The sequence below is a fragment of the Nostoc sp. JL34 genome, from assembly GCF_017114945.1.
Classification (GTDB): Bacteria; Cyanobacteriota; Cyanobacteriia; order Cyanobacteriales; family Nostocaceae; genus Nostoc.
The window spans coordinates 18,881-44,864 of the sequence record NZ_JABXKQ010000059.1 but is presented as its reverse complement, the minus strand read 5'-3'; the positions used below and the strand labels follow the sequence as shown (position 1 = coordinate 44,864).

Sequence of the window (25,984 nt, the reverse complement as noted above, 5' to 3'; positions counted from 1 at the left end):
TTCTACTACTTAACTTTTCGTTACATAGCTGTAAATTTTTCCGCCCACCTACTTAATTGTTTAATTATTTGCTCATCGTTCCTTTTGATTAAAACGCCACCCATAGCAAAGAAGGGATATTGATCTTTGGGATCAGGCTTTGGACTTCCAGAATCATCAATGTATATAGCAAATTCACCTTCATCTATTTTCTCCATTGGCAGAATATCTTATTTAAATAAATTAAATTTTCTCTTAGCATTACATATTTATGTTACTAAATTATAAAAAAGCATCGCCTCTTCCCTTCTGACTCTGTGTTTTCTGCGCCTCTGTGGTTCGTTAAAAACAGCGAAAGAATAATGAAAATTAGCAAACTTAAATATCAAATGCTAATCCAATGGTCTGATGAAGACAACTGCTTTTTAGTCGGATTTCCCGATTTCCCTGGACAGCCTTCTTGGACGCATGGCGACACTGATGAGGAAGCTGTTGCAAATGGTGCTGAAGCATTGGAGTCACTGATAATGGCTTATGAAGCGGGGAAGCACTTCCAAAACCGACCGTTTGTAAGGTGGTTTAAATGGGTAGTGCGTTGACAAAGTGACTCGCTTCTTTTGTATAGCCTAACCGTGAATTTATAAGCTAGGCGATCGCCTGCAAAAATCTCCACAGTACAATCGCCTTTTTCTTCTTTCCTCTGTGTCCTCTGACGTAGCCTCTCGTAGAGAATACATCGCCTATTTTTTCCTAACTAATTGTCCGTTTCATCGGAATTTGTATCCAGAACTCACAGCCGTTAGGAGGTTCAGAAACACATTTGATTGTACCGCCGTGTTTTTCTACAATAATTTGGTAACTAATAGATAACCCCAAACCAGTACCTTGTCCAGGTTGTTTGGTGGTAAAGAAAGGTTCAAAAATGTGCGATCGCGTAACCTCTGGAATCCCACAACCATTGTCAGCAATCCAAATCAAAATAGTATTCTCTTCTATAACTTCTGTACGAATCAAAATTTGAGGATGGTCAATTATTTTTCCACTAGCTGCTGAGTTTTCTAGTGCATCGATCGCATTATTGAGAATATTCATAAATACCTGATTCATCTGGGCTGCATAGCAGACTATTGGAGGCAACTCACCATATTGTTTAACTACCTCAATCGCAAAAGAATTATTTTCTGGTTGCAGTCGATGTTGTAAAATTAGTAAAGTACTGTCGATACCTTCATGCAAATCAACGGGCTTCATTCCTGTTTCGTCAAGTCGAGAAAAACTTCGTAACGACAAGACTAATTGAGAGATCCGCTCTGCCCCCATCTTCATTGAAGCAAGAATTTTGGGCAAGTCATCATTAATGAAATCTAAATCTAGTGCTGCTACTTGCTTTTTAATTTCCTCTGTTGTCTTAGGATACTGTTTCTGATAAACGCGCAGTAATTTAAATAAATTTTCCGTATATTCAGTAACATAAGTAATATTCCCATAAATGAAACTAATCGGGTTATTAATTTCATGTGCTACACCAGCAACTAACTGCCCTAAGCCTGCCATTTTTTCACTTTGAATTAACTGGCTTTGAGTGTCTTGCAATTCTTTAAGAGTCTGGGTGATTTCTTCTTTTTGACGTTGAGTCTGTTCGAGTAATTCCGCTTGCTGAAGTCCTACCCCTAACTGAGTACCAATCTGCATCAGCAAATCTACCTCATCTTCTTGCCAATCACGAGGTTTTATATTTTGATAAGCTGCTAGTAATCCCCAAAGTTTCTCACCCTGAAAAATCGGCACAATCATATATGCCCTAGCCTCCATTAGCTCGATTAGGGCAATATAAGGAATAGAATAATCGATGCTGTAAATATCCTTAATGACAAGAGTTTTAGCATTAGCAAAGTTTCCTACTTGGTTTTTTTGCAAGTAATTACCTGAGGCAGCTACGCCCGTCGTAGACATCGCAGGTACAATTTCCTTTACTGGTTTCCAACCTCGGACTAAAGATTCAGCAACAAATTCACCACTCCAATCAGGCCCGAATCGATAGATTGTGACTCTATCAACTTCCAATAGCCGTCGGACTTCTTCTGTACTGGTGGCAAAGATGGTGTCAATATCAAGAGACTGGCGAATTTTCTCCACCGTTGTGGCTAAAGCCTTCTCCCTTTCGGCTGCTTTCCGTTCTCGTTCGGCGGCTTTAGCTAGTTGTTGGGCTTGCACCTCCATCTGTTTCAAGGACTCAGCTTGCTGTAATGCTACTCCCAATTGGACACCAACTTGTGCTAATAAGTTGATTTCCTCATCTTGCCAATAACGGGGCTGGGAGTTTTGATAAGCTACTAGCAATCCCCACAGCTTTTCACCCTGAGAAATTGGCACAAAAACTTCATTACGTGCATACTTACCCGCTTGCTTTCCTTGTACAAGATGGCCTTCTGTTACAGGCTGTGGCTTAACCATTGGTGTCCAGCCATCAACGATGGAATCAGCCACAAATTCGCCACTCCAATCAGGATAGAAGCGATAAATTGCGACTCGTTCCACTTCTAATAACCGACGGACTTCTTGAGTAGTGGTTTTAAAGATGGCTTCAATTTCAAGTGACTGACGAATTTTTTCTACCGTGTGCGCCAATGCCCTTTGCCTTTCAGCAGCTTTACTGATATCTGCTGCTTGAATCTGCATTTGTTGGATAAATTCGGCTTGCTGCAAAGCCACACCTAGTTGGGTGCCAACTTGGGTAAGTAAGTAAACCTCATCTTTTTGCCAATCACGGGTTTCAGCATTTTGGTACGCTGCTAGCAAGCCCCAGAGCTTCTGACCGTGATAAATGGCAATGATTGCATAAGCTCTTGCTTGATATATCTCTAAAATTTTAATGTAACAGTCGCTAAAGCCTGAATTGTAAATATCATTACAAATCCGGTACACTTCACACCGACTGAAGCTACCACCCTCTGTATCTTGTAAGTAGGTATCAGCAACTGGGGGTTTAGCTAAATCTTTGGCGCTACATTCGCTGACGTTTTCTTTCAATTCCGGCCGTTGCGACTGCTGATGCATGAGGGATATCCAACCCTCTGCGACTGATTCAAACACGAACTCACCACTCCAATCGGGATTGAAGCGATAAATTGCCACACGGTCAGCATTTAGCAGTTGCCTAAGTTCTGCGGTAGTTGTGTGGAAAATGCTTGCCAAATCTAGGGACTGACGAATTTTCTCAATGGTGATGGCTATGGTTTTCTGCCATTGGGCTGCTTTTTCTCTGGCTTTTGCTTGTGCTAGTTCTGCTGATTGTAGTTTTACTTGTTCCAGGTAATCTGCTTGTTGTAAAGCAACTCCTAGATGTTCGGCGATTAATTGCACAAACTCAATTTCTGATGCTTTCCATTGTCGAGGACTACCACACTGATGAATACACAACAATCCCCATAAATCTTTACCTTTCGTCAAAGGGGCAGTTATATTGGCACGGACTTGAAATTTTTCCAGAATCTGGATGTAGCAATCACTGGCATTAACTTGATAAATATCAGCTATTGCTTTAATCCGACCTTGCTGATATAGTCCTGCAAACTCCTCACTAAAACAGTGGTCACGCAGTTTGGCTGCTAGTGCAGAATCCCATTCTGTTGCCACATCTTCATAGATAAATTCCCCTTCCCATGCCAAATCAGGATAAAAACGAAACACGCCAACTCGATCGCTTTTCAGAAGTTGGCGGACTTCAGTGACTGTAATTTTGAAGATAGTTTCTATGTCTAGAGACTCCCGAATCCGGGCAATGACCCCAGATAAGGCTTTTTGTTGCTCATGCTGATGCAAGGAGAATGTTACATCTGAATGAGAATCTTGCCGTTCTGAATTTGGTTGTATGGGTTGAGTAGTAGAGGAGTTTTCCATTCCCAGTGGGACTTTAAATATTGAAAGTCTTCTATCTCATGATTCCCGTTGCGATCGCAAAGGTAACAGTTTTTTCCTTTAAATGCCAGAAAAAACAGTGTAGGGACACGATAGTATCGTATCCCTACAAAAACAATTTTTCAAATACGATAAAATTACCGCCGCTTAGGAGTGGCGCTGCGGGTGGTGCGTTTCTCTTCATCTCGACGACGGCGATCGCGCCAATCTGCCAGGGTCAAATAACCAATACCACCAGTGACTACTACGAGCAGCACTACAGCAAATAAAGCCAAAATACTCAAGAATGGACTTTCCACCATGCCTCTACAGTCCGTTACGTCCCCACACTACCATTGCGATTGACCAAGTGAACACAACTAAAAGTGATACCCAACCTAGTGTCAAAATCTCCATAGTCCCGCTTTTCAAATAATTACAAAAGGTTTCTAATACTTATCATACAAGGATTGGGCAGGCTGAATTTTTTTTATCAATAAGATTGTAAGTTTGGCGTGCGATGTCTACGACGGGCTACGCCTACGCAAAAAAGACACCAACTTTTTTTGATGCGTTAGTACTTTAAGCAACGATAAACACGAATGTAAAAAAGTAGCGATCGCGCTTTTCCACTTAATGTTTTGGGAATACTACGGTTATGGGTCAATATTTTAAATCCAACAACCCCTAGTATTATGCCGACATTCTTCAACTATCCTTTCCACTCTAACGGTTTTATTCCCCACGGACATTGTTATCTCTGGCAAACTGGATTAGTTTGGCTGCACATTATTTCTGATGCCACGATCGCTCTTGCCTATTATTCCATTCCCTTCCTACTAATTTACTTTATTTCCAAGCGCAAAGACGTTCCTTTCAATGGAGTCTTTTTGTTATTTGGTGCTTTTATCGTTGCTTGCGGTACTGGACACTTGATGGATATTTGGACGCTTTGGCATCCAGACTATTGGATTGCAGGTAGTTTAAAAGCTCTAACTGCCATTATTTCAATATATACGGCATTTGCGTTATTTTATCTCATGCCTCAAGCTCTGACGCTACCCAGCCCAGCCCAGTTAGAAGCTATCAATCGAGTCCTTTCAACTGAAATTGTAGAGCGTAAACGCATCGAGCAAGAACTACGCCTTGCAGAAGAAGTCGCTCAAAACTCCAGCCAAGCCAAGAGTGAATTTCTTGCCAATATGAGTCATGAACTACGCACACCTCTCAACGGCATCTTGGGCTATACACAAATTCTCCAACGCACAGAATCTTTGAGCGAGAAAGGACGCAAAGGAGTCAGCATCATTTATCAATGTGGTTCTCATCTTTTAACCCTGATTAATGATGTTCTGGATCTCTCCAAGATAGAAGCTCGAAAACTAGAATTGCATCCTGTTGATTTCTACTTGCCTGCCTTTATTGATAGTGTGACTGAGATTTGCCGCATCCGGGCAGAACAAAAGGTTATCGCATTTCACATCCAACTCGATCCTGATTTGCCAACGGGTGTTCATGCTGATGAAAAACGCTTGCGACAAGTACTGATTAACTTGCTTAGTAATGCTATTAAATTTACTCATCAAGGTAGTGTCACCTTTAAAGTTCAGGTCATTGCTCAAGAATCAAATGCCAATGGACAGACTAACTACAAAATTCGCTTTCAAGTAATAGATACTGGCACGGGTATAATCCCTGAACAAGCCGAGAAAATCTTCCAGCCCTTTGAGCAAGTGGGAAATCAGAAACGACAATCTGAAGGTACAGGCTTGGGATTAACAATCAGCCAAAACATTGTTTTATTAATGGGTGGGCAAATTCAGGTGCAAAGTGTATTTGGCAAAGGTAGCACTTTCTGGTTTGAGGCAAAATTTTCAGAATCTAAAGACTGGGCAAAAGTTTCTAGAGTGGTTGAACAGGGAACCATTATTGCTTATCAAGGACAAAGGCGCACCATTTTGATTGCAGATGACAAATGGGAAAACCGCTCAGTAATTGTAAATTTATTAGAGCCTGTTGGGTTTACTGTTGTAGAAGCTAGTCAGGGTCAGGAAGGATGGGAAAAGGCTCTAGCTCACAAACCAGACATGATTATCACTGACCTGGTGATGCCTGTCTTAAATGGATTTGAGTTGATCGAACGTTTGCGTCAGTCTGAGCAATTTAAAGAGATTGCTGTCATCGCTTCCTCAGCCAGCGTGTTTGCAATCGACCAGCACAAGAGTATTGATGTCGGTGCAGATGCATTTCTACCAAAGCCTGTAGAAGCTGAAACGCTGCTGGAAATGCTACGACAATTTTTGCACCTGGAATGGATTTTTGACGCGAAGATAGACGCAATTAAAAAACCTTATACAGACGATTTAGATCACCAAAATGAGATTATTTATCCTGCCAAAGAGGTTTTACAAGAGTTACTAGAACTGACAGAAGACGGCGATATTCAAAAAATATTGGAACTGGCTGAGGAACTTTCTGCATCTGATCAGCAGTTAAGCATTTTTGCCCAGCAACTCGTCCAGCTTGCTAGTAATTTCCAACTCAAACGTTTGGAAAATTTTATTCAACAATATATCAATTAATTGAGTAAATTTTTAATTTATAATTCATCATGAGCAAAACTCAAAATAACGGATTTATTTTGATTGTAGATGATAATCCAACAAATTTATCTCTCTTGTGTGAAGCGCTCAATAGTGAGGGTTTTCGTTTCCGTGTTGCAGTCGATGGAGAAAGTGCGATCGCTCAAGTCGAACGCAATCAACCAGAGTTGATTTTGCTGGATGTACAAATGCCAGGTATTGACGGATTTGAAACTTGTCGTCGCCTCAAAGCCAATCCTGCTACCCAAAATATTCCGATTATTTTCACCACTGCGTTAGCAGATACGGACAGCAAAACCAAAGGATTTTCCCTTGGTGCAGTAGACTATATCCCTAAACCGTTTGCACAAGAGGAAGTTATTGCTAGAGTGCGCGTACATTTACAACTCAAACAATTGACTGAATCTTTGGAACAACAAGTTAGCGATCGCACCAAGGCTTTGCACCAAGCCCAAGTCCAACTAGTGCAGCAAGAGAAACTATCAACACTCGGAGAGTTAATTGCTGGTGTTGGCCATGAAATCAATAACCCTATCAACTTTATTTCCAGCAATATTCCACCCTTGCAAGAACACATTGCAGGAGTAACCAAGTTGTTCCTACTGTATGAACAAGAGTATCCAAACCCAACAGCCAAAATTACCAATGCAATTGAGGACTTGGATCTGAACTTTGTTCTCGAAGATATGACAAAAATTTTAAACTCACTCCAGCTAGGAAGTGAACGAATTAAGAACCTTTCTAATTCACTCCGCAACTTCTGTCGCTCAGACAGGGATGCCAAAATATCTGCTGATTTGCACCAAGGACTAGATAGTACACTAATGATTTTGCAACATCGCCTCCATGCTAATAGCGATCGTCCCCGTATTGAAGTTATTAAAAGTTATGGAGTATTACCACAGGTCAGATGCTATCTAGGGGAAATGAATCAAGTATTTATGAACATTCTGGCAAATGCAGTTGATGCCCTTGATGAAGCTATAATGGAAGATAAAATGAGCAATCTAATTCCTCAGATTAAAATTGCCACAGAAATAGATTCTGAAAAATTGGTTATAATTCGGATTGCTGACAATGGGATTGGTATTCCTGAACGGCTTAAAAAACGTTTGTTTGAGCCGTTGTTTACCACAAAAACTGTTGGAAAAGGCACTGGACTTGGCTTGTCTATTGCATATCAAATAGTTGTAGAGAAACACAAAGGTGTATTAGAAGTGAATTCTCAACCTGGCATGGGAACCGAATTTATAATCAAAATTCCCACTTGAGAGCGGTATTTAATTAATGACAAAGCTGCTCAAGCATTTATCATACTGGAGAGGAAAGAAAAATTTTCCTAATACCCAATCCCTAATTTATATATAGAGTGAACTCAACTTTAGATCCTCAATTAATAGCAGAACGCATAGAATCCCTCAAGGCTGGAATAATTGGGGGATTATCTGTGTGTTTCGCTTTTGCGATCGCTAATCTTTTAAATACTTTAGTACTGGCGAAGTATTTTCAGACACTCGCAAGTCTGCACAGTGATGTTAACTGGCACTTGTTGGTGAGTGGTGCGATCGCAACTTTTACTGGTTTCCTATTTGGTGTCACCTACCGCTATATCATCCGCTCCGATCAAAATCCTCAACTCAAAGCTGGTGGCGTGTTAGCCTTTGGCTTGGTGCGTGGATTAACTCAGATAGAACTTGGGTGGAATTCTGATAGCACAATTTGGCCTTTTTTGGTGTTGGCGACAGAAAGTTTGTTATGGTTTGTGCTGGCTGCGATCGCTCTTGATATCGCTATTCAACTCCGTTGGGTTAAACCTTTTTCATCAATCTAAATTCCCTTTCCTTAAGTTCTTGTTTAGTGAAGTGCAGAAAATGACTATAAATAATTACTGATACTAATTAACAATCTCTATTACCTAATATGAAAACTCAAATATCTCACTATTATTTGATAGTCGATTTAGAAGCTACATGCTGTGATAGTAAGACTATTCCCCGTCACCAAATGGAAATCATTGAAATCGGTGCCGTGATGCTCAATCGAGCAACGTGGGAAATTGATTCAGAGTTTCAGCAATTCATCCAACCTGTGAGACATCCGCTATTAACATCTTTTTGCACTGAGTTGACTAGTATTCGGCAGCAAGATGTTGACGAAGCACCAAAATTTCTAGAGGCAATCTCTCGCTTTCAAGAATGGATAAATTTGTTTCCCAACTATATTTTTTGTTCGTGGGGGAATTACGATAAAAAGCAATTTATTCAAGATTGTGCGTTTCATAATTTATCTTATCCTTTTACTTCAGAACACATAAATATCAAAGAAGAATTTTCAGAATATCTTGGCGTATCTAAAAAGTTTGGTATGGCACAGGCTCTCAATGAGTTGGGGATAGAATTAAAAGGTACACACCATCGTGGCATTGATGATGCCCGCAATATTGCAGCTATATATAGACACATTAAAAATAAAAAACTAAGCTGAGTCATAGCAAATTTGCCCTAAATTGTTTGTAAAAATGCAAAATTTCAATACAAAGATTAGGGCATAAAATTGCTTATTATGATTCTTGGCTAAAGGGATTTTTAGAAGAGAATTTTTTTTTGCTGGGTGAGTACTCAGAGCAACTCATTGCTTCTTTAGTGAGAACAATAGAAGGATTTACTGCACATTTTAAATAATGATTATTGGAATAAAAACGGCAGTTTTTACAGGGAACTTTGTGTAAATCTTTGATGGGAAAAACCATCTTCTCATCTAAAAATACTTGAATTTTTCGCAAAATCAGAAAAAAACCTATCCAACCAATTATAAAGCCAATAGGAGATAAATATATCGCTATATTAGGGATAGTTAATTCATGCGTTTGTGTTTGCTCATTTTTGACTTCACCTTGAATTACTTGATCTAAATTACTATTGACTGCTACAGTCTTTTGCAAGATTTGATTATGATGCATATTATTTACCTTTTGCTATACTTCTTTATTCCCTTGATTTTTGATAGTCGGTTAACTAACTCGCAACTCGTGAAAAACATGACCTATTACTGTTTAATTAGTATTAGGTTGATAACACGCTTTAACTTGGAATCTATCAACATTTCTTGAGGAGTCAATTCAGCAAATACCTAGAAAAAAGTACTGGATTTTACGTAACTCACCACAAAATTAAAAATCATCCATATTAGAGATGTCGATATCAAAGTAGGTCGGGTAATAAGGATGTTGATGGATTAGATTTATTCAGGTGTATTTTAATTAACTAACAATCACCATACAGTTATCAGTATCTCAAATGAGAAAGGTTACAAGGTTTTAATTATAGGTTTAGCAAAATAAAACTTCAGCTATATCTGTCAAGAGTTTTGCTTGTTATTTATAGTTATATACCCAAGGGAAGAGATTAAGTAATAGACTCTTAAGTAGATATTTTTATGCTACAATACTTAAAGCTATATGCTCAAAGTTTTTCTAGACATTAAAAAGATGTCACTTTTGAGTCACATCTTTTACTAAAACTAAATCAATAGTTAACTTATGGATTTATATCAATAAGATGAATTATGATATTTGATATTATCCTCACTCGAATAGTTATCACGATCAGGTTTTTAATTATTTATAAACTATCTGGAAATATTGAAATTAATCCTTTGAATCAAGCATAAATATCAATTTCAATATGTTTTCAGTATTTTGAATGCAATTTTTCTGTTAGCTCTGGGTTTGTTCTTCTTTATTTTGAATGCAATTATTTTTGTATTCGTAGCTTATTTCATAGAGGATTTTCGCTTAATATGGGGCTTTTGAAGTACTTTAAGTATCTCTATTAGGTTGGCAGTGATTAATCATATTCTCTTGAGTAATTTTGCTCAAATTACCTGACAACTAAGGTATTATATATAGTATTTGGCTTGATTGGGCTGCAAAACAACAGTCTACGATCAGATTACAAGTCAAATAATATTGATTTTGAGGCGACAATTTATGATAAGGTTTTGGCGAAAGACAATAGTTTTTTTCTTCGCAACAATTTTATTGACAATTCTGCTAATTTCTCATGAACTAGTACTCATAGCTGAGGCACAATCTTCTACACCAACACTAACACCAACGGCTGCTAGGTCGTTTTCCTCTGTAGCTTATCCTAATAGGTCACTAAGTGCTTCTCCCGCACAGCTACCACCATTGCCTTATGCTTATGGGGCATTAGGAAAAGCTATTGATGCTGAAACGATGAAATTGCATCATGATGCACACCATGCTAGTTACGTCAAGAACTTAAATGATGCATTGAAGCAGTATCCAGATTTGCAAAAAAGAAGTGTTGAAGCTTTATTAGTAGATTTGAACAGCGTACCTGAAGATATTCGGACAAAGGTACGTAATAACGCTGGTGGGCATCTTAACCACACGATTTTTTGGCAACTGATGAGTCCTGAAGGTGGTGGACAACCATCGGGAGCGATCGCTCAAGAAATTAACCAAACTTTTGGCAGTTTTGATGCCTTTAAAAAACAGTTTAACGCAGCAGGTGCAGCTCGTTTCGGTAGTGGTTGGGTTTGGTTAGTACGTAACCCTCAAAATCAACTCCAGATTGTCAGCACAGCAAATCAGGATAACCCGATTATGGAGGGTTCATATCCGATTATGGGTAACGATCTATGGGAACACGCCTATTACCTGAAATATCGCAACCGTCGGGCTGAGTATTTGGATAATTGGTGGAATGTGGTGAATTGGCCGCAGATTAACAGGCGATACCTATCCTTCTCTCCGGGACGCTCCCCGAACTGAACACTACGCAAAGGGCTGGTAAACTACCCGATTTTCATCAGGTTTTGCTATGCACATTATCTAGTCTAGTTTGTAGCTTTTTTGTTACCCCTTCAGCTAAACCATCTTTAACATGAATGATTCGGTTAGTTTGATCGGCTACATCTGGTTCATGGGTAACAATGACAATCGTGATGCCTTGACTGTTTAACTCAGTCAACAAATCCATCACTTCCTGAGAGGTTTCACTGTCTAACGCTCCAGTGGGTTCATCTGCTAGAACCAGTGCAGGGCGATTAACGAGGGCGCGAGCGATCGCTACTCGCTGTTGCTGTCCACCAGACATCTGGTTAGGACGGTTTAACATTCGCTCTGCCAAGCCAACACGAGTTAAAGCTGACTCTGCGCGTTTTCTACGTTCCGATTTGGGAACACCTGCATAGACCATTGGTAGCATCACGTTTTCTAAAGCCGTAGAACGAGCCAGCAAATTAAACTGCTGAAACACAAAACCGATCCGGCGATTGCGGATATATGCCAACTCATCATCGGTTAGCGTAGTTAGGTTTCTGCCTTCTAAAACATAATGTCCAGATGTAGGGCGATCGAGGCAACCGATGATGTTCATCAGCGTAGACTTTCCCGAACCAGACATCCCCATAATTGAAACGTATTCGCCTTCTTCAATAGACAAGTCAATACCCTTGAGTATCGGAACCTCGACTTCTCCAAGACGATATGTTTTCTGAATTTCTTCCATCCAAATCATCGTTGCCATATTAGTAATTTTCTACTTCAAGAATGTTTTAATCACTTCTGAGCGCCGTGATGGGGTCAAGACTGGCAGCATTACGAGCCGGAATTACACCAGCCAGCAACCCAATTACAAAGGTTAAACCAAAGCCGAATAATATTGACCAGAGCGAAATCACGAAGGGAAATTTAAATAGATTTGAGGCGGCAAAGGCGATCGCAATTCCCAATCCGATACCAATTACCCCTCCAATTACCGCAATCACAACTGCCTCGGCTAAAAACTGGCTCAAAATCGCAGTGCTAGTCGCTCCAATCGCTTTCCGAATCCCGATTTCCCGCGTTCGTTCCACCACTGACACAAGCATGATATTGGCAATACCAATACCGCCAACAATTAAAGAAATTACCGCAACCGCCACTATCATTACGGTAAAAAGCTTAGATGTACTGGTCAGCGTGTTGATGATATCAGCCGAATTGACAGTCCGAAAATCATCTTTATCTCCTTTTTCTGGATAAATGCCATGTCTTACCCGCAAGAGATTCGTAGTTTGATATTGAGCAGCGTCTAGCTGTTCCTGGCTTTTGACTTTGACATAAATTCCTCGAATGGCAATTCCCTTAACGGCATTATTTCCTACTAGCCGAGCAGACATATTAGTGAGCGGGATATAAATTTGTTCATCCGGGTTTTGTGGCCCTTGCGCTCCCTTCGTCTCCATAACGCCAATGACATCATAGGTTTGTCCAGAGATACGGATTTGTGCGCCTTCTGCAATACTTCCCGATCCCAGCAGTTCATCGCGGGCGGTGGGGCCTAAAACCGCCAGAGGTTTCGCCGCCTTGACTTCCTCCTCAGTAAAAAATCTGCCTGTTTGAGGATGGGTGTTGCGTACATCTGGATAATTGATATCAGTTCCAATTATGGTCATCGAGTCGTTGTTTTCGCCATAGACGACTTGGGCAGACTGTTGCAGAATCGCCGACACTCGGTCAACCCCTAAAACCTGTTGCGCGATCGCTTCAGCATCTTCTAAAGTTAATGTCGTAGCACTTCCAGCGCCCTGTTGCACCGCACCACTTCTAGATGCACCCGCTTGCACTTGCAAAATGTCGGTTCCGAGTGATTGTAGTTGTTGCTCGGTTGCTTTTTGAGTGCCTTGACCAATGGCGGTGACAGCAATCACTGCCATAATGCCAATGATAATACCCAGCATTGTTAGCGCAGTGCGGAGTTTGTTACTCCACAATGTCTCTAGCGCCATTGTCAAGATTTCCACGGCTGATACCGAAGAACTGCGGATCAGAGTAGATGCCTGTTTAACTAGTGGTTTGCGATTGCGTGATTTGATCATTGCTAAACTTTGCTTATGACATTAAATCTAAGTACAGCATTTTATTAATTCGTCGTAGCTAATTAAATTTGGTCATACTCTGCAATGCCATTTATCGGTCGCATTGCGAATGCATCGACTTGCATTGTGAATGCATCGACTTGCATTGCGAATGTATCGGCTTGCATCGTTAATGCATCGACTTGCATTGCGAATGTATTGACTTGCATTGTGAATGCATCAACTTGCATTGTGAATGCATCAACTTGCATTGTGAATGTGTTCTCCTGTATTAAGAATGCTACGCTTCTAGGCAAAACTGTACTAAGGGCCACCAGGAGGAGGGCCACCCATACCGCCAGGAGAAACACCCCTGTTAGTATTACTATTTTTCTTAGAATTCGATGGCGCACTCACCAAAATATTTTCATTTCCTTCTAAACCGGATTGCACAACGGTTTTGTTATTTACCGTCGCTCCAGTTTTAATTGGCACAAATCTAGTGCTGCCGTTTTCTGTAAGCACCTGCACTCCAGTGCCATTACTCTGACGAGCGATCGCCACTGTTGGGACAACAAGCACATTGTTTAATTCGCCTGCATCGAATTTCGCATCAACATTCATGCTTGGAAGCAGGAGAGTCTCAGGGTCAGTGAAATCTACTTTGACTTTAACGCTGGTAACATTGGTTGCCACAGTTGCCTGAGCCGCAACCTGGGCAACTTTTCCCTTAAAGGTTTTGTCAGGATACGCGTCGGCTGCAATGCTTACCGACTGCCCTACCTTAATTTTGCTAATATCGGTTTCGGCAATATTTGCCACAACCTGATAAGTTGATGCCAGGGACAGAATCGAAGAAGAGGTCGATCCCGAAACCGAACTTCCAGATGTTGTCGGTGTAACAAAATCACCTGGATCGGAATACTTGGAAGTCACAATACCACTAAATGGGGCGCGAATTGCTGTGTCTTGAATTTGTGTTTGAATCGTTTTTAGGCTACCCTGTTGCTCAACCACTTGAGCGCGTGCGGCGTCAATATCTTCCTGACGATTTCCGGCTTTGAGTAATGCTAAAGCTTGCTGTTTTTCCTTAACTGCTGCCTTGAGTTGCTCGATATCTTCTTTGCGTGACCCAGCTTTTTGCAATGCCAGCGCTTGCTGCGTTTCATTTACGGAAGCTTTAGCGCTATCGCGATCGGCGCGTTTTTGGTTTAAAGTCTGAAGGGAAATAGCACCAGCATTATATAGTTGCTGATTGCGGCTCAAATCATCTTCGGCTTTTGTTAAACTTGCTAGAGCTATTTTTAAACGTGCATCAGCCTGAGCAATATCTTGAGAGCGATTACCTGCTTCTGCTTTTTCTAAAGTCGCTTGGGCTTGTTCTAATTGTGCCTGTGAAGCAGCAATATCTTGGGGACGATTACCAGCGATCGCTTTTTGCAAATTTGCTTGAGCAGCAGCCAGAGAACCCTGTGCTTGAATTAGTTGCCCTTGCAGATTTGAGTCATCCATGTATGCCAGGATTTGCCCCGCTTTCACAGAGTCACCTTCATCCACTAGCAATTTCTTTAGCTGTCCAGAACTTTTGGGACTGACGTTGGTCGATTGTTTAGCTTCAACAGTACCATTGGCTGAGATGGTAATCGGTAAGGTTTCTCGCTCGACTGGAATCGTCTGCATTTTGCTTCTGGCTTCTTGAGTGGAGGAAATCACCGTCTGTCGGTAAAAGAGATATCCACCACCTGTGAGTGAACTGAATATCAATAAACCCATCAGCCATTTCGTCAGTTTGCCTTTTATCAAGCCTTCTTTAAAAGGTTTGAGTGTAATTTGTTGGGGAGAATTAAGTGTCATAGGTTATGAATGCACCTTGGTTGTAAACAACAATTGAGTCATTGCGATCGACTCCTACCAGCAATTGATTAATTGCTCGGAGGACGTGCCGGAATCCCCAACGCTTCCCGCAATTTCTCTTCTGTAACACCAAGTTTTGTAGCTACTGCTTTCAAATCGGGACGGCGACGCTCTCCATCTGGTGAATTGGTTGGATTAGTAGGTACTGCCAAAGCTTCTTTTAACTTGGCTTCGGTAACACCGAGTTTTTGAGCTGCGGCTGTAAAATCTATCTGACGGTGCGATCGCCTCCCTTGCGATGGTTGCTCACCCGCTTGAGGGGAGTTTTGGGCGTTCAGATTCGGGTTACTGCCTGCTTGACCACAGGCTGCAAGCGTGAGGGAAATGGCTGCCAAAGCTAGAAATTGACGAATAATCATAACAATCAATCTTGTTTTGCTGAGATTGGAAAGAGTTGATAGTTTTAATTACACCAGCCCAAGATGACAGCTTTCCCTTTGTCTGAATTACAAAATTGTAATAATAGTGATTCTCATTTGAATGAGTTACACGGGTAGGGTAGCACAGCTAACTATGCTACCCTACGTGGTTAATTATTTCTTTCTAAGCCTGATGTTCGTAGACATCGCTGAAAGCTAACGCTCTAACTTTTCGCTAAATCTCCTTATGTAACATCATTACGAATTAAGGATTTTTAAAGTTCGGTGTTTGTTACGGACTATCCATAGTAGAACAATTAGCAATACAAGCGCTTTGATCATTGATGGCTCCACTACCCTCTTCACTTCCGTAGGCGTTTGAGGAGTAACATTACACGGAATTTCAATGACCTGTGTGTGATTGGAACCATTACCACTAGGAGTCAGATCGCATTCGCCTTTGTTGGTGAGAGACAAAGGTGCATTTCCTGGAGAAACAGGTGCATTTCCTGGAGAAATAGGTGCAGGTGGTTGACCTGAAGAAACAGGTGGTTGAGCTGAAGAACTATCACCACCCAGTAGTAGAAGCAGAAGTAAAGCAATACCCCCAGCTCCGATTATTGGCCAAAGTGGAAAGGAACTAGAACTGTCTGGTATCAAGACATCTCCCGCAGAGCCAGGGAAAGCATCAAAAGCTATTGTTTCTCCATCCAAGGCTAGTGGATTGTCACTCAGCAAAGTATCTCCTGCGATATCTTCTCCTAAGAGCTGATTAAATTCCGCTGGAATTGCATTATTGGGGCGTCCGAGTTCCCCACCATCTTCGGAGTATGGAAAGGATAGGACTTCAAAAATCTTCTGTTGGAGTTGGTTCTGATCTCCAGAATTCAATGCATCCAAGCCTGTAGAGATTTTATTTAAATAGAAATTTGTCATCTCTGGCGACAGACCTAGAGACTGAATCTGCTCTTGAATGTTAGAAATTTTTGAGGCCTCTTCAAACAGCAGTCGTCCGTATGACAATTTCAGGTCTAGTAATCCATTACGGAGGCTCACAGAGTCATTGACTCCTGAGTATGGTGCCCAGTAGAACTGTTTGGTTACAAGTCCGAGTCCTTCTACTGGATTGCGACCAAAAGGTTGTCCAAGAAGGTATTGAGATCCATCCATGATTGTGGGGGATGCATTTCTCCAAAATGAGGCGTAAGGCACCGCAGAGAGATTGGGATTATTGCCGTAGAAGCTAGCGAAATTCTGGAAGTTTTTCTCCCCACCGGCTGCTCGGATTAGAAGGTTTTGATAACTAGTCCCATTGTTTAACTCCACTAATTGTTGGATTACCGATCCAGTCTTATTGCAGGTCAGACCAAATCCCACATCACATGCAGGAATGACTCGCATCTGGCTCAAATTCTGGTTCTTAATTTGGTACTGGAGATACTCAGACTCCAGTCCTTGTTGGATGCCATAGCGTCCAACATTTAGCTGTGCAAAAGCAGACTGACACGTAGTAAGTACTACTGCAACAGATGAAAATGCGATCGCAACAAAGCGAACTACCTTCGGCATCGCAATTCTTTGAACAATTGATTTAGACAAGATGCACCTCCACTAAACGACAGCAATTTAATTGGGCATTGGACATTGGGCATTGAAAAGAGGCAGAGGGGAAAATTCTTCTCTTTTCCTCCCTGCTCTCTGCTCCCTTGCTTCTTCCCCAGTCCCCAATTCAACTCTTAGGTAAATAAATATTGATCGTGATCCCGGTACCTTTAAGGTTTCCTGATGAGAGTGGGTGATATAAGACCATAGCCCGGTTTGGTTGGTCAAAAAGATACCCACGACGTGTAGGTTTTATCTTCCCTTCCTTGACCAAGGAAACGAAGGCCTGTAGATATCTACGTATACCTTGACGGTTCTCTTTAGTAGTATTCGTATGATGCTCAATCAGCATCATAAAGAAGTCCAAGCTACGATTTTCCTGACCTTGAATTAGACTGCCTTCATCTAGAAAAGAACTGGCTATGAGCCTGCTATTAACTTGTTTGACCTTAAATAAAGTAAAGTAACGCCCTTCTTTTTTAGGATCGTTAGCATAACAGACCCAGGAACCCTCTTTATTTTGTGTAAAACCCTGTTCAGCAAGGTAAGAAAGCAAAGAATTACTTGCCTTAGTTTGTGGTGGAGGTAATAAATCTTCAATGGGATCTAAAGAGCAAATCCTCTGTGTTGTTTTCCGTTGAGAAACAGCAGGAGTCTGCTGGGTATTGATGCGGAAGGGCTTGTCATCAGACATTGCCATGCTAGACATCGCAGCCAACACAGATACTTGGAGAACGATCGCTCCAAACAGACGAATAATGATATTCATGTTTTTCCTGTTACTTTTGCTTAAGTTGTCAATAATCGAGCTTTCACTAAATCGAGATTGATCTAGCAGTCTTAAATCATTTGCTAAATTTAAGAGTTTGCCTAACTAATTTGGTTGAGGGTAGCTGAAATTTTCACCAATCAAATAGGACTTTTATATATGTAACTAAGCACAAAGAGAATCAATATCTAAATAAAACACACAATATTAATGTCTTATTGACAATACAAATTAGGCTTTTTGATATTTTTACATACACAAAAAACAATTGACATCTTGTCAAAACTTTTCTATTTACTCTTGTCTAATTTTTTGCCATTGTTAAGAGGGTTTTACGCCTTATTAGCTGGCTGTCATGATTCCTAAAAAAGGGCTTTGTTAGCTCTTTAGTACCTTATATAAGCAGACCTTCAAAAGCTATGTGCTTTGCAAGTTGGCGCTTTTGTTGATTTCCTGGGTGGGTTGAATAGTTTTTTGTTTTTTGGAGGTAGCACACCTAACTAGCTGTTTCAGCATGGTTACAATTTGATGTATAAAATAATATCTCCTGACAGTAAAATAATATTACCATGAGCTTGAGACATGCAACAGTATTGTGGACAGTTATCAAAGTTGTACACGGTGAATTATAACTACCTCTTCATTAAATTTCATGGCAAATAGGAGAGAGGCAAAGTCAATCTATTTACACATCACTAGTATTTGAGAACCTAATGATATTGTTCTTTAACTAAGAAATCTATGTCTTAAATATGACGTGATTACGAGTTAAATACGTATAAGCAAGATACTCCGAGCTAACCCAAGTTACTAGTTATGCTACCGAGCGATGTCTACGACGGGCTACGCCTATGCATCAGACAAAGTTAAATCAAATTACTAAGTATAAAATTTCCGATTTAGCTAGTTGTTGGTTACCATAGAGCTTGTAAGTGTCCAAGGCTCAGATTCCCGACTTATGTATAGTTCTGTGCATAAATAGTTAAGTAGAGGTATATGTTGTGACAACGAGAGGGTATGTCTTTAAATTGGCTCTGTAGATAGAGAAATATCCTGAGCAAAGCTGGTATATTTTCAAGTTTGAATAGTAACAATTTTGATTAAAATTAAGAAATTAACTTGGTATTTTTACAAGCCTTGGCAGTATGAATGTGGAATTTTTTGACAGGATTCCTTTGATGCCTTTAGTATTACTTTTATTAGCTTATATTCTTCTGGGATGGTATCTTGCTGCTAATCATATTATTTGGTTGGTGGGAGCTTTTGTCGCTGCTATGGTTATAGCTGTCGTGCGAAGAAGTATTTCTTGGTTAGAGCGTTTAGTTAAATTTGGCTCTAAAACTTTAGTTGTCATCTTATTTTTAAGTATATCAATTGCTTTAGTAGCAACTTGGTCAATATTATTAAGTCTCTTTATTATCCCCTTAGCCACTACGCTTTTAGCTGATTTGGAAATGCGCTTTTCCGGCTGCAATAAACTAGATTCATTTTGGGTTATAACTGTCCTAGCAGTCTTGGGTTTGATAGTAGGTGAAGTAATAGATATTTTGCTTTTTCCCAGTAGCAGATACTAAAGAATTAGGGATAAAAAGTCTAGATATATTTTATTAATTAGGAGCGCACAAATGTGCATCCCTACTTAGTCTGAACTATTGAGCGATCGCTGTCTCTAGTAGAGCAGGGTGTAAATAAAGCATCCATTTTAAATCAATGAGACGTTTACGATATAGGAATTACGCGTAGCAGTACTAGCTTTTTAATCAAATAAGGCACGATTACCCCTCATTAGTCAATCATTCTCTAGATTAATATAAATCTCACTCGTGGAAGACGTTTTACCAATTCAGATTTTCTACCCTATTTGCAAAATAATGTTGTCTAGCAGGAGAACTTGCAGCGATCGCACAGAGGTTAATCTGAATGTGGATAGATGGATATTACAGTTTGAAGACATATGACTGGTGACTGTCACTTTCTGGTCATATTTATTGTTAATCATAAAAGTATAGGTACCTTCTCAAGGGTGAAATTTTGGGCTGGTATCCCCAACCTCAAAGGTTTGATTGAATCGTGAGTTCCCAAATCTGGAGTACATAGATAATTCCTCTGTTGAACAAAGACTATGAAACAAAGCCAAAAGTCCCAAATCAACACTAATAAGGAAGTAATGTGAGTAGACCTAAAGACTACAGTTTGCTTGAGCAGACAACATCAACTGAAGTAGCAGTACCCAAGCCATCCCTGACATTACCAGATGCAGTGGCTCTGATTGTTGGTATTGTCATCGGGGCGGGGATTTTTGAAACGCCGGCTCTAGTGGCAAGTCAAGCAGGTAGCGATATTGCTGTACTGCTTTTTTGGCTAACTGGTGGTGTGGTATCTCTATTAGGAGGGCTGTGCTATGCAGAACTGGCAACTGTCTATCCCGATGTTGGTGGTGCCTACTATTATTTAAAACGTGCATTCGGACGGGGAGTCGCCTTTTTATTTGCCTGGGCGCGGATGACAGTGATTCAAACTGGTTCCATTGCTCTTTTGGCATTTGTTTTTGGCGATTATGTTTCTCAGATATGGTGGCTAGGTACGTTTTCGTCTTCTCTTTATGCAGCCATAGCGATCGCACTTTTAACTGCTTTGAACATCGTCGGTTTACAACAGGGTAAATGGACACAAAACCTGCTCAGTGCTGCGAAAGTTCTAGGTTTGTTACTGGTAGTAATTCTTGGGCTTACCGCCATTCCTAATTCTGCCGCCCCTGTAGAATCTGCATCATCGGGAACCTGGGGACTGGCGATGGTATTTGTGCTGCTGTCTTACGGTGGTTGGAATGAGGCGGCTTACATATCCGCAGAAATTCAAGATGGACAACGTAATATTGTGCGATCGCTAATCTGGAGTATTAGCATCATTACTGCCATTTATCTGCTAATCAATCTGGCTTACCTGCGGGGACTGGGATTAGCAAACATGGCACAGTCAGAAGCAGTAGCCGCAGATTTAATGCGCTCTCTTTGGGGCGAACCGGGAGCCTTGTTCATCAGTGTACTGATTGCGATCGCTACTTTGGGAGCAACCAACGCCACAATTTTTACCGGAGCGCGTACTAATTATGCTCTGGGACAGGATTTTTCGCTGTTTGGTTTTATAGGACGCTGGCAGCAACGTCCTAGCAGTCCTACCCATGCCTTATTATTGCAAGCAGCGATCGCTTTAGCACTGGTTTTTTTAGGCACGCTCACTCGCAAAGGCTTTGAAACAATGGTGGATTACACCGCCCCGATATTTTGGTTTTTCTTCTTGCTTTCCGGCATATCACTGTTGGTATTACGAATCCGCGAACCCCACATAGTGCGCCCATTCCGTGTGCCATTTTATCCTTTCACACCATTACTCTTTTGCGCCGTCTGCGGTTACTTGCTCTACTCCAGCTTGGTTTATACGGGTGTGGGAGCAGTTGCAGGTGTTTTAGTTGTTGCAGCAGGTATCCCTCTCTTGTTTTGGAATAACTACCGTCAACGTAGGACTTAATACAGTTTTGGATTTTGGATTGTGCAACCTAAACCTCATACTATAAGCAATTCAAAATTCTATGACTATCAGTTGTTTTTCTAACTACTGACCACAAACTACTGAATCAAGGAGAATAATTTATGAACTTCAAAAAAATTCTGTTTTTACTGGTTACAGGGGTTAGTATCAGCAGCTTGGGAATTGCTGGGTGTACGCCGACACAGCAAGATTTGGAAGCCGGGACAGAGCCTTCGACAGATTTAACGGCTCAGACTGAAACCGCAACTCCTACACCTACAACTCAAGCCCAAGAACGTCCTGGCGATGTTCCTTATGTGCCTACACCACAGCCAGTGGTGGATGCAATGTTGCAAGTGGCAAAAGTGGGTAAGAATGATGTGCTTTATGACCTAGGTAGTGGTGATGGGCGAATTGTAAATACTGCTGCACAAAAATATGGTACGCGCGGTATCGGTATAGATATTAACCCCGAACGCATCAAAGAAGCTAATGAGAATGCCAAGAAGGCAGGAGTAACCGAGCGCGTGAAGTTTGTCCAACAAGACTTATTCACCACTGATTTTAGTGAAGCAACAGTAGTTACACTTTACTTACTGCCTGAAGTCAACGCCAAACTTCGTCCTAAGCTGTTGAAAGAACTTAAACCTGGGACTCGCATTGTCTCCCACGCCTTCGATATGGGCAATTGGAAACCACAGCAAACGCTGAACGTACAGGGCAAAACTATTTACTATTGGGTAGTTCCTGAACAGGTGCCAGCGAATTTGCGCTAGGACTAATACCATTTTCAACAATCTTTGCAACAAGTAAATCAGCTGTAGGGGTGTACAACTGTAGGCCCCTACACATCAATAGCAGGAATTTCGGCAAATGCTATCAGAAATTCAAAATCATGAAAGACCTATTTTTGAATTTTGAATTCCCTCCTTAGAGGGTTGACAGCAGCAACTTGAGATTTTGAATTGAAGGAATAATCTAAAATCCAAAATTGTTTGACTAAGTGCAAATAGCAGCTGAGGAAGGAAATATGATAGGGTTTAAAGGGAAGAATGTCTTAATTACAGGTGCAACGTCAGGAATCAGTTAGGCGATCGCTATCAGACTTGCTCAACAAGGGTGCAACATCGCCATCAATTACCGCTCATACCCTGAAACTGCGGCGGACACGGAAGAGATGGCATTGCAAAAAGCCCGCGGAAATATCAAAAATTATGGTGTGAAGTCGCTGCTGGTTCTGGGAGATGTCTCTCAAAAATCTGACATTGTTTGAGATGGTCAACACCGTAGTAAAGGAATTTGGCAGTTTAGATATTCTAGTTAACAATGCTGGTATCAATACAGAAAGTTCATCCCACGAAGTTACCACAGCAGACTTTGATCGGGTAATTGCAGTCAATCTTTGGGGTGCTTATCTCTGCGTCCTTGAAACTATTAAACACCTCCTGTCTCTTCATCGTCCGGGGGTGATGATTAATATTTCCAGCGTTCACGAAATTATTGGGCGACTGATGTATGTCAGTTATTCTATTAGCAAAGGCGGTATGGAAAACCTGACCAAAACTTTAGCTTTGGAATATGCTAGCCAAGGTATTTCGTATCAACGCCATTGGCTCCGAAGCAACGCTCACGCCAATGAATCAAGACTGGATAGATGAAGAGAGAAAAGGCGATGTCTACAACGGGCTACGCCTACGTGGAAAGTCACATCCGGGGTACTGGCTCCTCTGAGGAGATGGCAGTCGCAGTAGCTTTTTAAGCTTCGGATGAAGCCGCCTACATCACCGGACAAATGCTATTTGTAGATGGTGGATTGACTCTATATGCTGACTTTCGAGAAACTTGGTCAGCTTGAGGTAGGGCTGGCGTACTTTCCACAATTGAGCCGACACATACCATTAGTAGAATTAAACGCCTATGACTAGCGCCATCGATAAGAACAGCCTACTGGAAACAGAAGCCTGGGAATTGTTGGAAGAGTCCGTAATCTATTACCAGGGAAAACCCATTGGTACTGTAGCTGCTCACGATCCGGAGTCAGATGCACTCAATTATGACCAGTGCTTCCTCCGCGATTTTGTCCCTTCTGCCTTGGTGTTTCTCATGTACGGCAAAGCAGAGATTGTGCGTAACTTCTTAGTAGAAACACTGAAATTACAAAGTCATGAAAAGCAGATAGACTGCTTTGAACCGGGAGCGGGATTAATGCCTGCAAGTTTCAAAGTACATTCCAAGGGGAATGAGGAATTTTTGGTCGCTGATTTTGGTGAACTGGCGATCGCTCGTGTTCCCCCAATTGATTCTTGTATGTGGTGGATTCTCCTGCTACGGGCTTATGAAAAAGCTACAGGCGATTTGTCCCTAGCGCGTCAGCCAGATTTTCAAGCCGGAATCAAGTTAATTTTGGATCTTTGCCTGGTACATCGCTTTTCCATGTACCCAACAATGTTAGTTCCTGATGGCGCGTTTATGATTGACCGTCGGATGGGAGTCTACGAACATCCTCTAGAAATTCAGGTGTTATTCTATGCGTCCCTCAGGGCTGCTAGTGAATTGCTTTTACCAGATGGAGATGGCGATAGTTATCTGGGCAAAGTCAATAGGCGATTGGGATCTTTGAAGTATCATATCCGTAACTATTACTGGCTAGACTTGAAGCGATTGGGGGAAATCTATCGTTACAAAGACAACGAATTTGGTAAAGAAATTGTTAATAAATTCAACATCAACTCAGAATCAATCCCCAGTTGGTTGACCGAGTGGTTGCCCGAAACTGGAGGGTATTTAGCCGGAAATTTGGGGCCGGGACGGATAGATTTTCGCTTTTTTGCTCTGGGAAATCTGATGGCAATCTTAACTTCCTTAGCCGGCGAAAAAGAATCTCAAAGCATTATGAATTTATTCGCCCAACGTTGGCAAGACTTGATCGGCTATATGCCTGTTAAAATTTGCTTTCCAGCAATGGAAGGTTTAGAGTGGAGAATTGTTACAGGATGTGACTCTAAGAACAGGGCTTGGTCTTATCACAACGGCGGTAACTGGCCCGTTTTACTGTGGTTATTTACTGCTGCGGCACTGAAAGCAGGTCGAACAGAACTTGCTCAAGCTGCGATCGCCATTGCCGAAAGGCGTTTATTTAAGGATAAATTCCCGGAATACTACGATGGCAACAATGGTCGTTTGATTGGCAAAGAAGCCAGAATTTATCAAACTTGGAGCATTGCCGGATTGCTAGCAGCCAAAAAGTTGCTGGAAAATCCAGATCACTTGGAATTAATCAGCTTTGCAGAGGGTCTTGAAGTCCCAGGCTGTAGCCTGTAGGTACTGAATGCCCCCCAGGGCTTCTAGCCCGAAGATTATTTAGCAGTGTAATTATCAGGGTGTCTCTGCTAACTATTTTTCCAGTCCCCAGTCCCCACTTGAGCAGGAATTAGCCCTCTTCTTTCATTGTGAAAAGGGAAAAGCAACCTCAAATTCTCAAAGACTCGATAACTGATACACTATATTGTAAGAGGTATCTGAAGTGTCATACTTAGTAATATCACCAGATAGTCTTTGCATAATTAACACGTTTTAACGTGGATAACACATGAAAACTACTTCAGATTTAATTCCAGAATTTGAAAAACTATTCAGACAAAAATTACAACTAAATAATTGTAAACTTAGAAAGAAAAGACAAGAGAATAATTATGAAATTATTACTCCAGCTAAAGACATTTTTTTGATGTATTGGTCTGAATTTCCAGAAATTAACTTAATATATCAGGCTGTAGGGGTACGCACTCAGCAGACTGGAGTTTATGAGCGAGCTATCCGCTTACATATTAGTTCTTGTTTAAGTAGTATCCAGGAAAATCCTACCTCTGAAACACCATTATTGGTGAAATAACTAATACTTAGATAACCCACATAATATTTACTAAACTCTCGCCAGTTTTGTCATATAACTGACGAGAGTTTCTTACCAAAAATCTGTTGATCGAGAGATAAAAATGCAATCCGAAAAAAGTCAAGATCAGCTAGATTATAAAACTTTGTTAGCCAATGCAAAGCAAGCCTTAAAAGTTGAATACCACAAATCAGCCGCTTTAGCGTCCCAACTCCAAGCCATAAAAACTCAGTTAGAGCAAGTTCAGGCTGAAAACAAAACTCTCAGAGAGAGTGCTTATGAAGATGTCGTTAAGCACTTTGAGGCGCGGACTCAAGCAGCAGAAGCACTAGCACTAAAAATAGAAGTCCGCCAAAGATTCCTTGAAGCCAATGGTTGCAAGGATGATGAGAGCTTTGATACTCTATGGGATAGCATTAAAAATAAAATTCAGATCCAAGACGGTGAGGTGAGAATCGTGGCTCAAAATGGTACTCCCAAATTCACCTTAACGGGTAGCATGATGACTCTAAGGGATTTTATTCAATCCCTCAAAAAAGACCCAATCTCTGGAAAATTTTTCTTGAATTAGAGA

At 41.1% G+C, this 25,984-nt stretch carries 23 protein-coding genes and 2 pseudogenes; 13 read left to right on the top strand and 12 right to left on the bottom strand.

The annotated features are described in order from the left end of the window. Window positions 1–20: 20 nt before the first annotated feature. A complete protein-coding gene (locus tag HWQ44_RS12655; RefSeq protein WP_292718956.1) occupies window positions 21–197 on the bottom strand; it encodes a DUF3800 domain-containing protein in 177 nt (58 codons plus the stop codon). Window positions 198–347: 150 nt separating this feature from the next. On the opposite strand from HWQ44_RS12655, the pseudogene HWQ44_RS12650 reads away from it, so the two are divergent. Further along, window positions 348–562 (top strand): annotated as a pseudogene (locus HWQ44_RS12650) (type II toxin-antitoxin system HicB family antitoxin). A 167-nt stretch (window positions 563–729) separates the two neighbouring features. Here the strand turns inward: HWQ44_RS12650 and HWQ44_RS12645 are convergent. The 3 genes from HWQ44_RS12645 to petN form a co-directional block, all read right to left on the bottom strand. Further along, window positions 730–3,879, bottom strand: a complete 3,150-nt coding sequence (locus tag HWQ44_RS12645) for a GAF domain-containing protein (protein ID WP_292718955.1) — start codon at window positions 3,877–3,879, stop codon at window positions 730–732. Window positions 3,880–4,034: 155 nt separating this feature from the next. Further along, window positions 4,035–4,199, bottom strand: coding sequence for a hypothetical protein (locus HWQ44_RS12640; protein ID WP_292718964.1), 165 nt, complete (start codon window positions 4,197–4,199; stop codon window positions 4,035–4,037). Window positions 4,200–4,203: 4 nt separating this feature from the next. After that, on the bottom strand, window positions 4,204–4,293 hold the full coding sequence (gene petN / locus HWQ44_RS12635) for a cytochrome b6-f complex subunit PetN (protein ID WP_012408302.1): 90 nt from the start codon (window positions 4,291–4,293) through the stop codon (window positions 4,204–4,206). Between the two features lie 278 nt (window positions 4,294–4,571). On the opposite strand from petN, the gene HWQ44_RS12630 reads away from it, so the two are divergent. From HWQ44_RS12630 to HWQ44_RS12615, 4 genes are all read left to right on the top strand, one after another. Beyond that, window positions 4,572–6,458 (top strand): ATP-binding protein, encoded by a 1,887-nt coding sequence (locus tag HWQ44_RS12630; RefSeq protein WP_292718949.1) that lies wholly within the window; start codon window positions 4,572–4,574, stop codon window positions 6,456–6,458. A gap of 29 nt (window positions 6,459–6,487) precedes the next feature. Continuing rightward, entirely contained in the window at window positions 6,488–7,750 is a 1,263-nt protein-coding gene (locus HWQ44_RS12625; protein ID WP_292718947.1) for a response regulator, read from the top strand. Window positions 7,751–7,848: 98 nt separating this feature from the next. Further along, window positions 7,849–8,310 carry a hypothetical protein gene (locus tag HWQ44_RS12620; RefSeq protein WP_292718946.1) on the top strand — a complete coding sequence of 154 codons (462 nt, stop codon included), beginning with the start codon at window positions 7,849–7,851 and terminating at the stop codon, window positions 8,308–8,310. A gap of 89 nt (window positions 8,311–8,399) precedes the next feature. Further along, the gene (locus HWQ44_RS12615; RefSeq protein ID WP_292718945.1) at window positions 8,400–8,963 is read left to right on the top strand and encodes a 3'-5' exonuclease; all 564 of its coding nucleotides are present in this window, start codon (window positions 8,400–8,402) and stop codon (window positions 8,961–8,963) included. Window positions 8,964–9,039: 76 nt separating this feature from the next. Here HWQ44_RS12615 and HWQ44_RS12610 read toward each other — a convergent pair whose 3' ends face one another. Further along, window positions 9,040–9,438, bottom strand: coding sequence for a hypothetical protein (locus tag HWQ44_RS12610; RefSeq protein WP_292718944.1), 399 nt, complete (start codon window positions 9,436–9,438; stop codon window positions 9,040–9,042). A gap of 1,029 nt (window positions 9,439–10,467) precedes the next feature. Here HWQ44_RS12610 and HWQ44_RS12600 point away from each other — a divergent pair. Next, window positions 10,468–11,277: a superoxide dismutase gene (locus tag HWQ44_RS12600; RefSeq protein ID WP_292718942.1), complete on the top strand. Its 810-nt coding sequence runs from the start codon at window positions 10,468–10,470 to the stop codon at window positions 11,275–11,277. Window positions 11,278–11,314: 37 nt separating this feature from the next. On the opposite strand, the gene HWQ44_RS12595 is transcribed toward HWQ44_RS12600, so the two are convergent. The 7 genes from HWQ44_RS12595 to HWQ44_RS12565 form a co-directional block, all read right to left on the bottom strand. After that, window positions 11,315–12,034 (bottom strand): ABC transporter ATP-binding protein, encoded by a 720-nt coding sequence (locus HWQ44_RS12595; RefSeq protein WP_292718940.1) that lies wholly within the window; start codon window positions 12,032–12,034, stop codon window positions 11,315–11,317. A 28-nt stretch (window positions 12,035–12,062) separates the two neighbouring features. Then, window positions 12,063–13,367: an ABC transporter permease gene (locus tag HWQ44_RS12590; protein WP_334728234.1), complete on the bottom strand. Its 1,305-nt coding sequence runs from the start codon at window positions 13,365–13,367 to the stop codon at window positions 12,063–12,065. A 62-nt stretch (window positions 13,368–13,429) separates the two neighbouring features. Then, window positions 13,430–13,618 (bottom strand): hypothetical protein, encoded by a 189-nt coding sequence (locus HWQ44_RS12585; RefSeq protein WP_292718938.1) that lies wholly within the window; start codon window positions 13,616–13,618, stop codon window positions 13,430–13,432. A 52-nt stretch (window positions 13,619–13,670) separates the two neighbouring features. Further along, on the bottom strand, window positions 13,671–15,119 hold the full coding sequence (locus HWQ44_RS12580) for an efflux RND transporter periplasmic adaptor subunit (RefSeq protein ID WP_292718961.1): 1,449 nt from the start codon (window positions 15,117–15,119) through the stop codon (window positions 13,671–13,673). A gap of 149 nt (window positions 15,120–15,268) precedes the next feature. After that, window positions 15,269–15,619: a hypothetical protein gene (locus HWQ44_RS12575; protein ID WP_292718937.1), complete on the bottom strand. Its 351-nt coding sequence runs from the start codon at window positions 15,617–15,619 to the stop codon at window positions 15,269–15,271. 258 nt (window positions 15,620–15,877) lie between these two features. Further along, window positions 15,878–17,218: a hypothetical protein gene (locus HWQ44_RS12570; RefSeq protein ID WP_292718935.1), complete on the bottom strand. Its 1,341-nt coding sequence runs from the start codon at window positions 17,216–17,218 to the stop codon at window positions 15,878–15,880. 130 nt (window positions 17,219–17,348) lie between these two features. Then, the gene (locus tag HWQ44_RS12565; protein ID WP_292718933.1) at window positions 17,349–17,990 is read right to left on the bottom strand and encodes a hypothetical protein; all 642 of its coding nucleotides are present in this window, start codon (window positions 17,988–17,990) and stop codon (window positions 17,349–17,351) included. Between the two features lie 1,145 nt (window positions 17,991–19,135). Here HWQ44_RS12565 and HWQ44_RS12560 point away from each other — a divergent pair. The 7 genes and pseudogenes from HWQ44_RS12560 to HWQ44_RS12530 all read left to right on the top strand — a co-directional run bounded on the left by HWQ44_RS12560 (window position 19,136) and on the right by HWQ44_RS12530 (window position 25,981). Next, window positions 19,136–19,564: a hypothetical protein gene (locus HWQ44_RS12560; protein WP_292718931.1), complete on the top strand. Its 429-nt coding sequence runs from the start codon at window positions 19,136–19,138 to the stop codon at window positions 19,562–19,564. Between the two features lie 595 nt (window positions 19,565–20,159). Beyond that, on the top strand, window positions 20,160–21,518 hold the full coding sequence (locus tag HWQ44_RS12555) for an amino acid permease (protein ID WP_292718929.1): 1,359 nt from the start codon (window positions 20,160–20,162) through the stop codon (window positions 21,516–21,518). A gap of 122 nt (window positions 21,519–21,640) precedes the next feature. Further along, entirely contained in the window at window positions 21,641–22,294 is a 654-nt protein-coding gene (locus HWQ44_RS12550; protein ID WP_292718927.1) for a class I SAM-dependent methyltransferase, read from the top strand. 254 nt (window positions 22,295–22,548) lie between these two features. Continuing rightward, window positions 22,549–23,373 (top strand): annotated as a pseudogene (locus tag HWQ44_RS12545) (SDR family oxidoreductase). A 62-nt stretch (window positions 23,374–23,435) separates the two neighbouring features. Continuing rightward, window positions 23,436–24,839: a glycoside hydrolase 100 family protein gene (locus HWQ44_RS12540; protein ID WP_292718925.1), complete on the top strand. Its 1,404-nt coding sequence runs from the start codon at window positions 23,436–23,438 to the stop codon at window positions 24,837–24,839. Window positions 24,840–25,107: 268 nt separating this feature from the next. After that, the gene (locus HWQ44_RS12535; protein ID WP_292718923.1) at window positions 25,108–25,410 is read left to right on the top strand and encodes a hypothetical protein; all 303 of its coding nucleotides are present in this window, start codon (window positions 25,108–25,110) and stop codon (window positions 25,408–25,410) included. A 103-nt stretch (window positions 25,411–25,513) separates the two neighbouring features. Then, window positions 25,514–25,981 carry a hypothetical protein gene (locus HWQ44_RS12530; protein WP_292718921.1) on the top strand — a complete coding sequence of 156 codons (468 nt, stop codon included), beginning with the start codon at window positions 25,514–25,516 and terminating at the stop codon, window positions 25,979–25,981. Window positions 25,982–25,984 lie beyond the last annotated feature (3 nt).

Bases quoted from the DNA above. Each gene is read 5' to 3' on its own strand.
- HWQ44_RS12610 (WP_292718944.1), bottom strand. From the start codon at position 9,438: ATGCATCATAATCAAATCTTGCAAAAGACTGTAGCAGTCAATAGTAAT.
- HWQ44_RS12535 (WP_292718923.1), top strand. From the start codon at position 25,108: ATGAAAACTACTTCAGATTTAATTCCAGAATTTGAAAAACTATTCAGA.
- petN (WP_012408302.1), bottom strand. From the start codon at position 4,293: ATGGAGATTTTGACACTAGGTTGGGTATCACTTTTAGTTGTGTTCACT.
- HWQ44_RS12615 (WP_292718945.1), top strand. From the start codon at position 8,400: ATGAAAACTCAAATATCTCACTATTATTTGATAGTCGATTTAGAAGCT.
- HWQ44_RS12595 (WP_292718940.1), bottom strand. From the start codon at position 12,034: ATGGCAACGATGATTTGGATGGAAGAAATTCAGAAAACATATCGTCTT.
- HWQ44_RS12645 (WP_292718955.1), bottom strand. From the start codon at position 3,879: ATGGAAAACTCCTCTACTACTCAACCCATACAACCAAATTCAGAACGG.
- HWQ44_RS12560 (WP_292718931.1), top strand. From the start codon at position 19,136: ATGAATGTGGAATTTTTTGACAGGATTCCTTTGATGCCTTTAGTATTA.
- HWQ44_RS12655 (WP_292718956.1), bottom strand. From the start codon at position 197: ATGGAGAAAATAGATGAAGGTGAATTTGCTATATACATTGATGATTCT.
- HWQ44_RS12630 (WP_292718949.1), top strand. From the start codon at position 4,572: ATGCCGACATTCTTCAACTATCCTTTCCACTCTAACGGTTTTATTCCC.
- HWQ44_RS12575 (WP_292718937.1), bottom strand. From the start codon at position 15,619: ATGATTATTCGTCAATTTCTAGCTTTGGCAGCCATTTCCCTCACGCTT.
- HWQ44_RS12550 (WP_292718927.1), top strand. From the start codon at position 21,641: ATGAACTTCAAAAAAATTCTGTTTTTACTGGTTACAGGGGTTAGTATC.
- HWQ44_RS12590 (WP_334728234.1), bottom strand. From the start codon at position 13,367: ATGATCAAATCACGCAATCGCAAACCACTAGTTAAACAGGCATCTACT.
- HWQ44_RS12580 (WP_292718961.1), bottom strand. From the start codon at position 15,119: ATGGGTTTATTGATATTCAGTTCACTCACAGGTGGTGGATATCTCTTT.
- HWQ44_RS12530 (WP_292718921.1), top strand. From the start codon at position 25,514: ATGCAATCCGAAAAAAGTCAAGATCAGCTAGATTATAAAACTTTGTTA.
- HWQ44_RS12600 (WP_292718942.1), top strand. From the start codon at position 10,468: ATGATAAGGTTTTGGCGAAAGACAATAGTTTTTTTCTTCGCAACAATT.
- HWQ44_RS12565 (WP_292718933.1), bottom strand. From the start codon at position 17,990: ATGAATATCATTATTCGTCTGTTTGGAGCGATCGTTCTCCAAGTATCT.
- HWQ44_RS12540 (WP_292718925.1), top strand. From the start codon at position 23,436: ATGACTAGCGCCATCGATAAGAACAGCCTACTGGAAACAGAAGCCTGG.
- HWQ44_RS12640 (WP_292718964.1), bottom strand. From the start codon at position 4,199: ATGGTGGAAAGTCCATTCTTGAGTATTTTGGCTTTATTTGCTGTAGTG.
- HWQ44_RS12625 (WP_292718947.1), top strand. From the start codon at position 6,488: ATGAGCAAAACTCAAAATAACGGATTTATTTTGATTGTAGATGATAAT.
- HWQ44_RS12585 (WP_292718938.1), bottom strand. From the start codon at position 13,618: ATGCAAGTTGATGCATTCACAATGCAAGTTGATGCATTCACAATGCAA.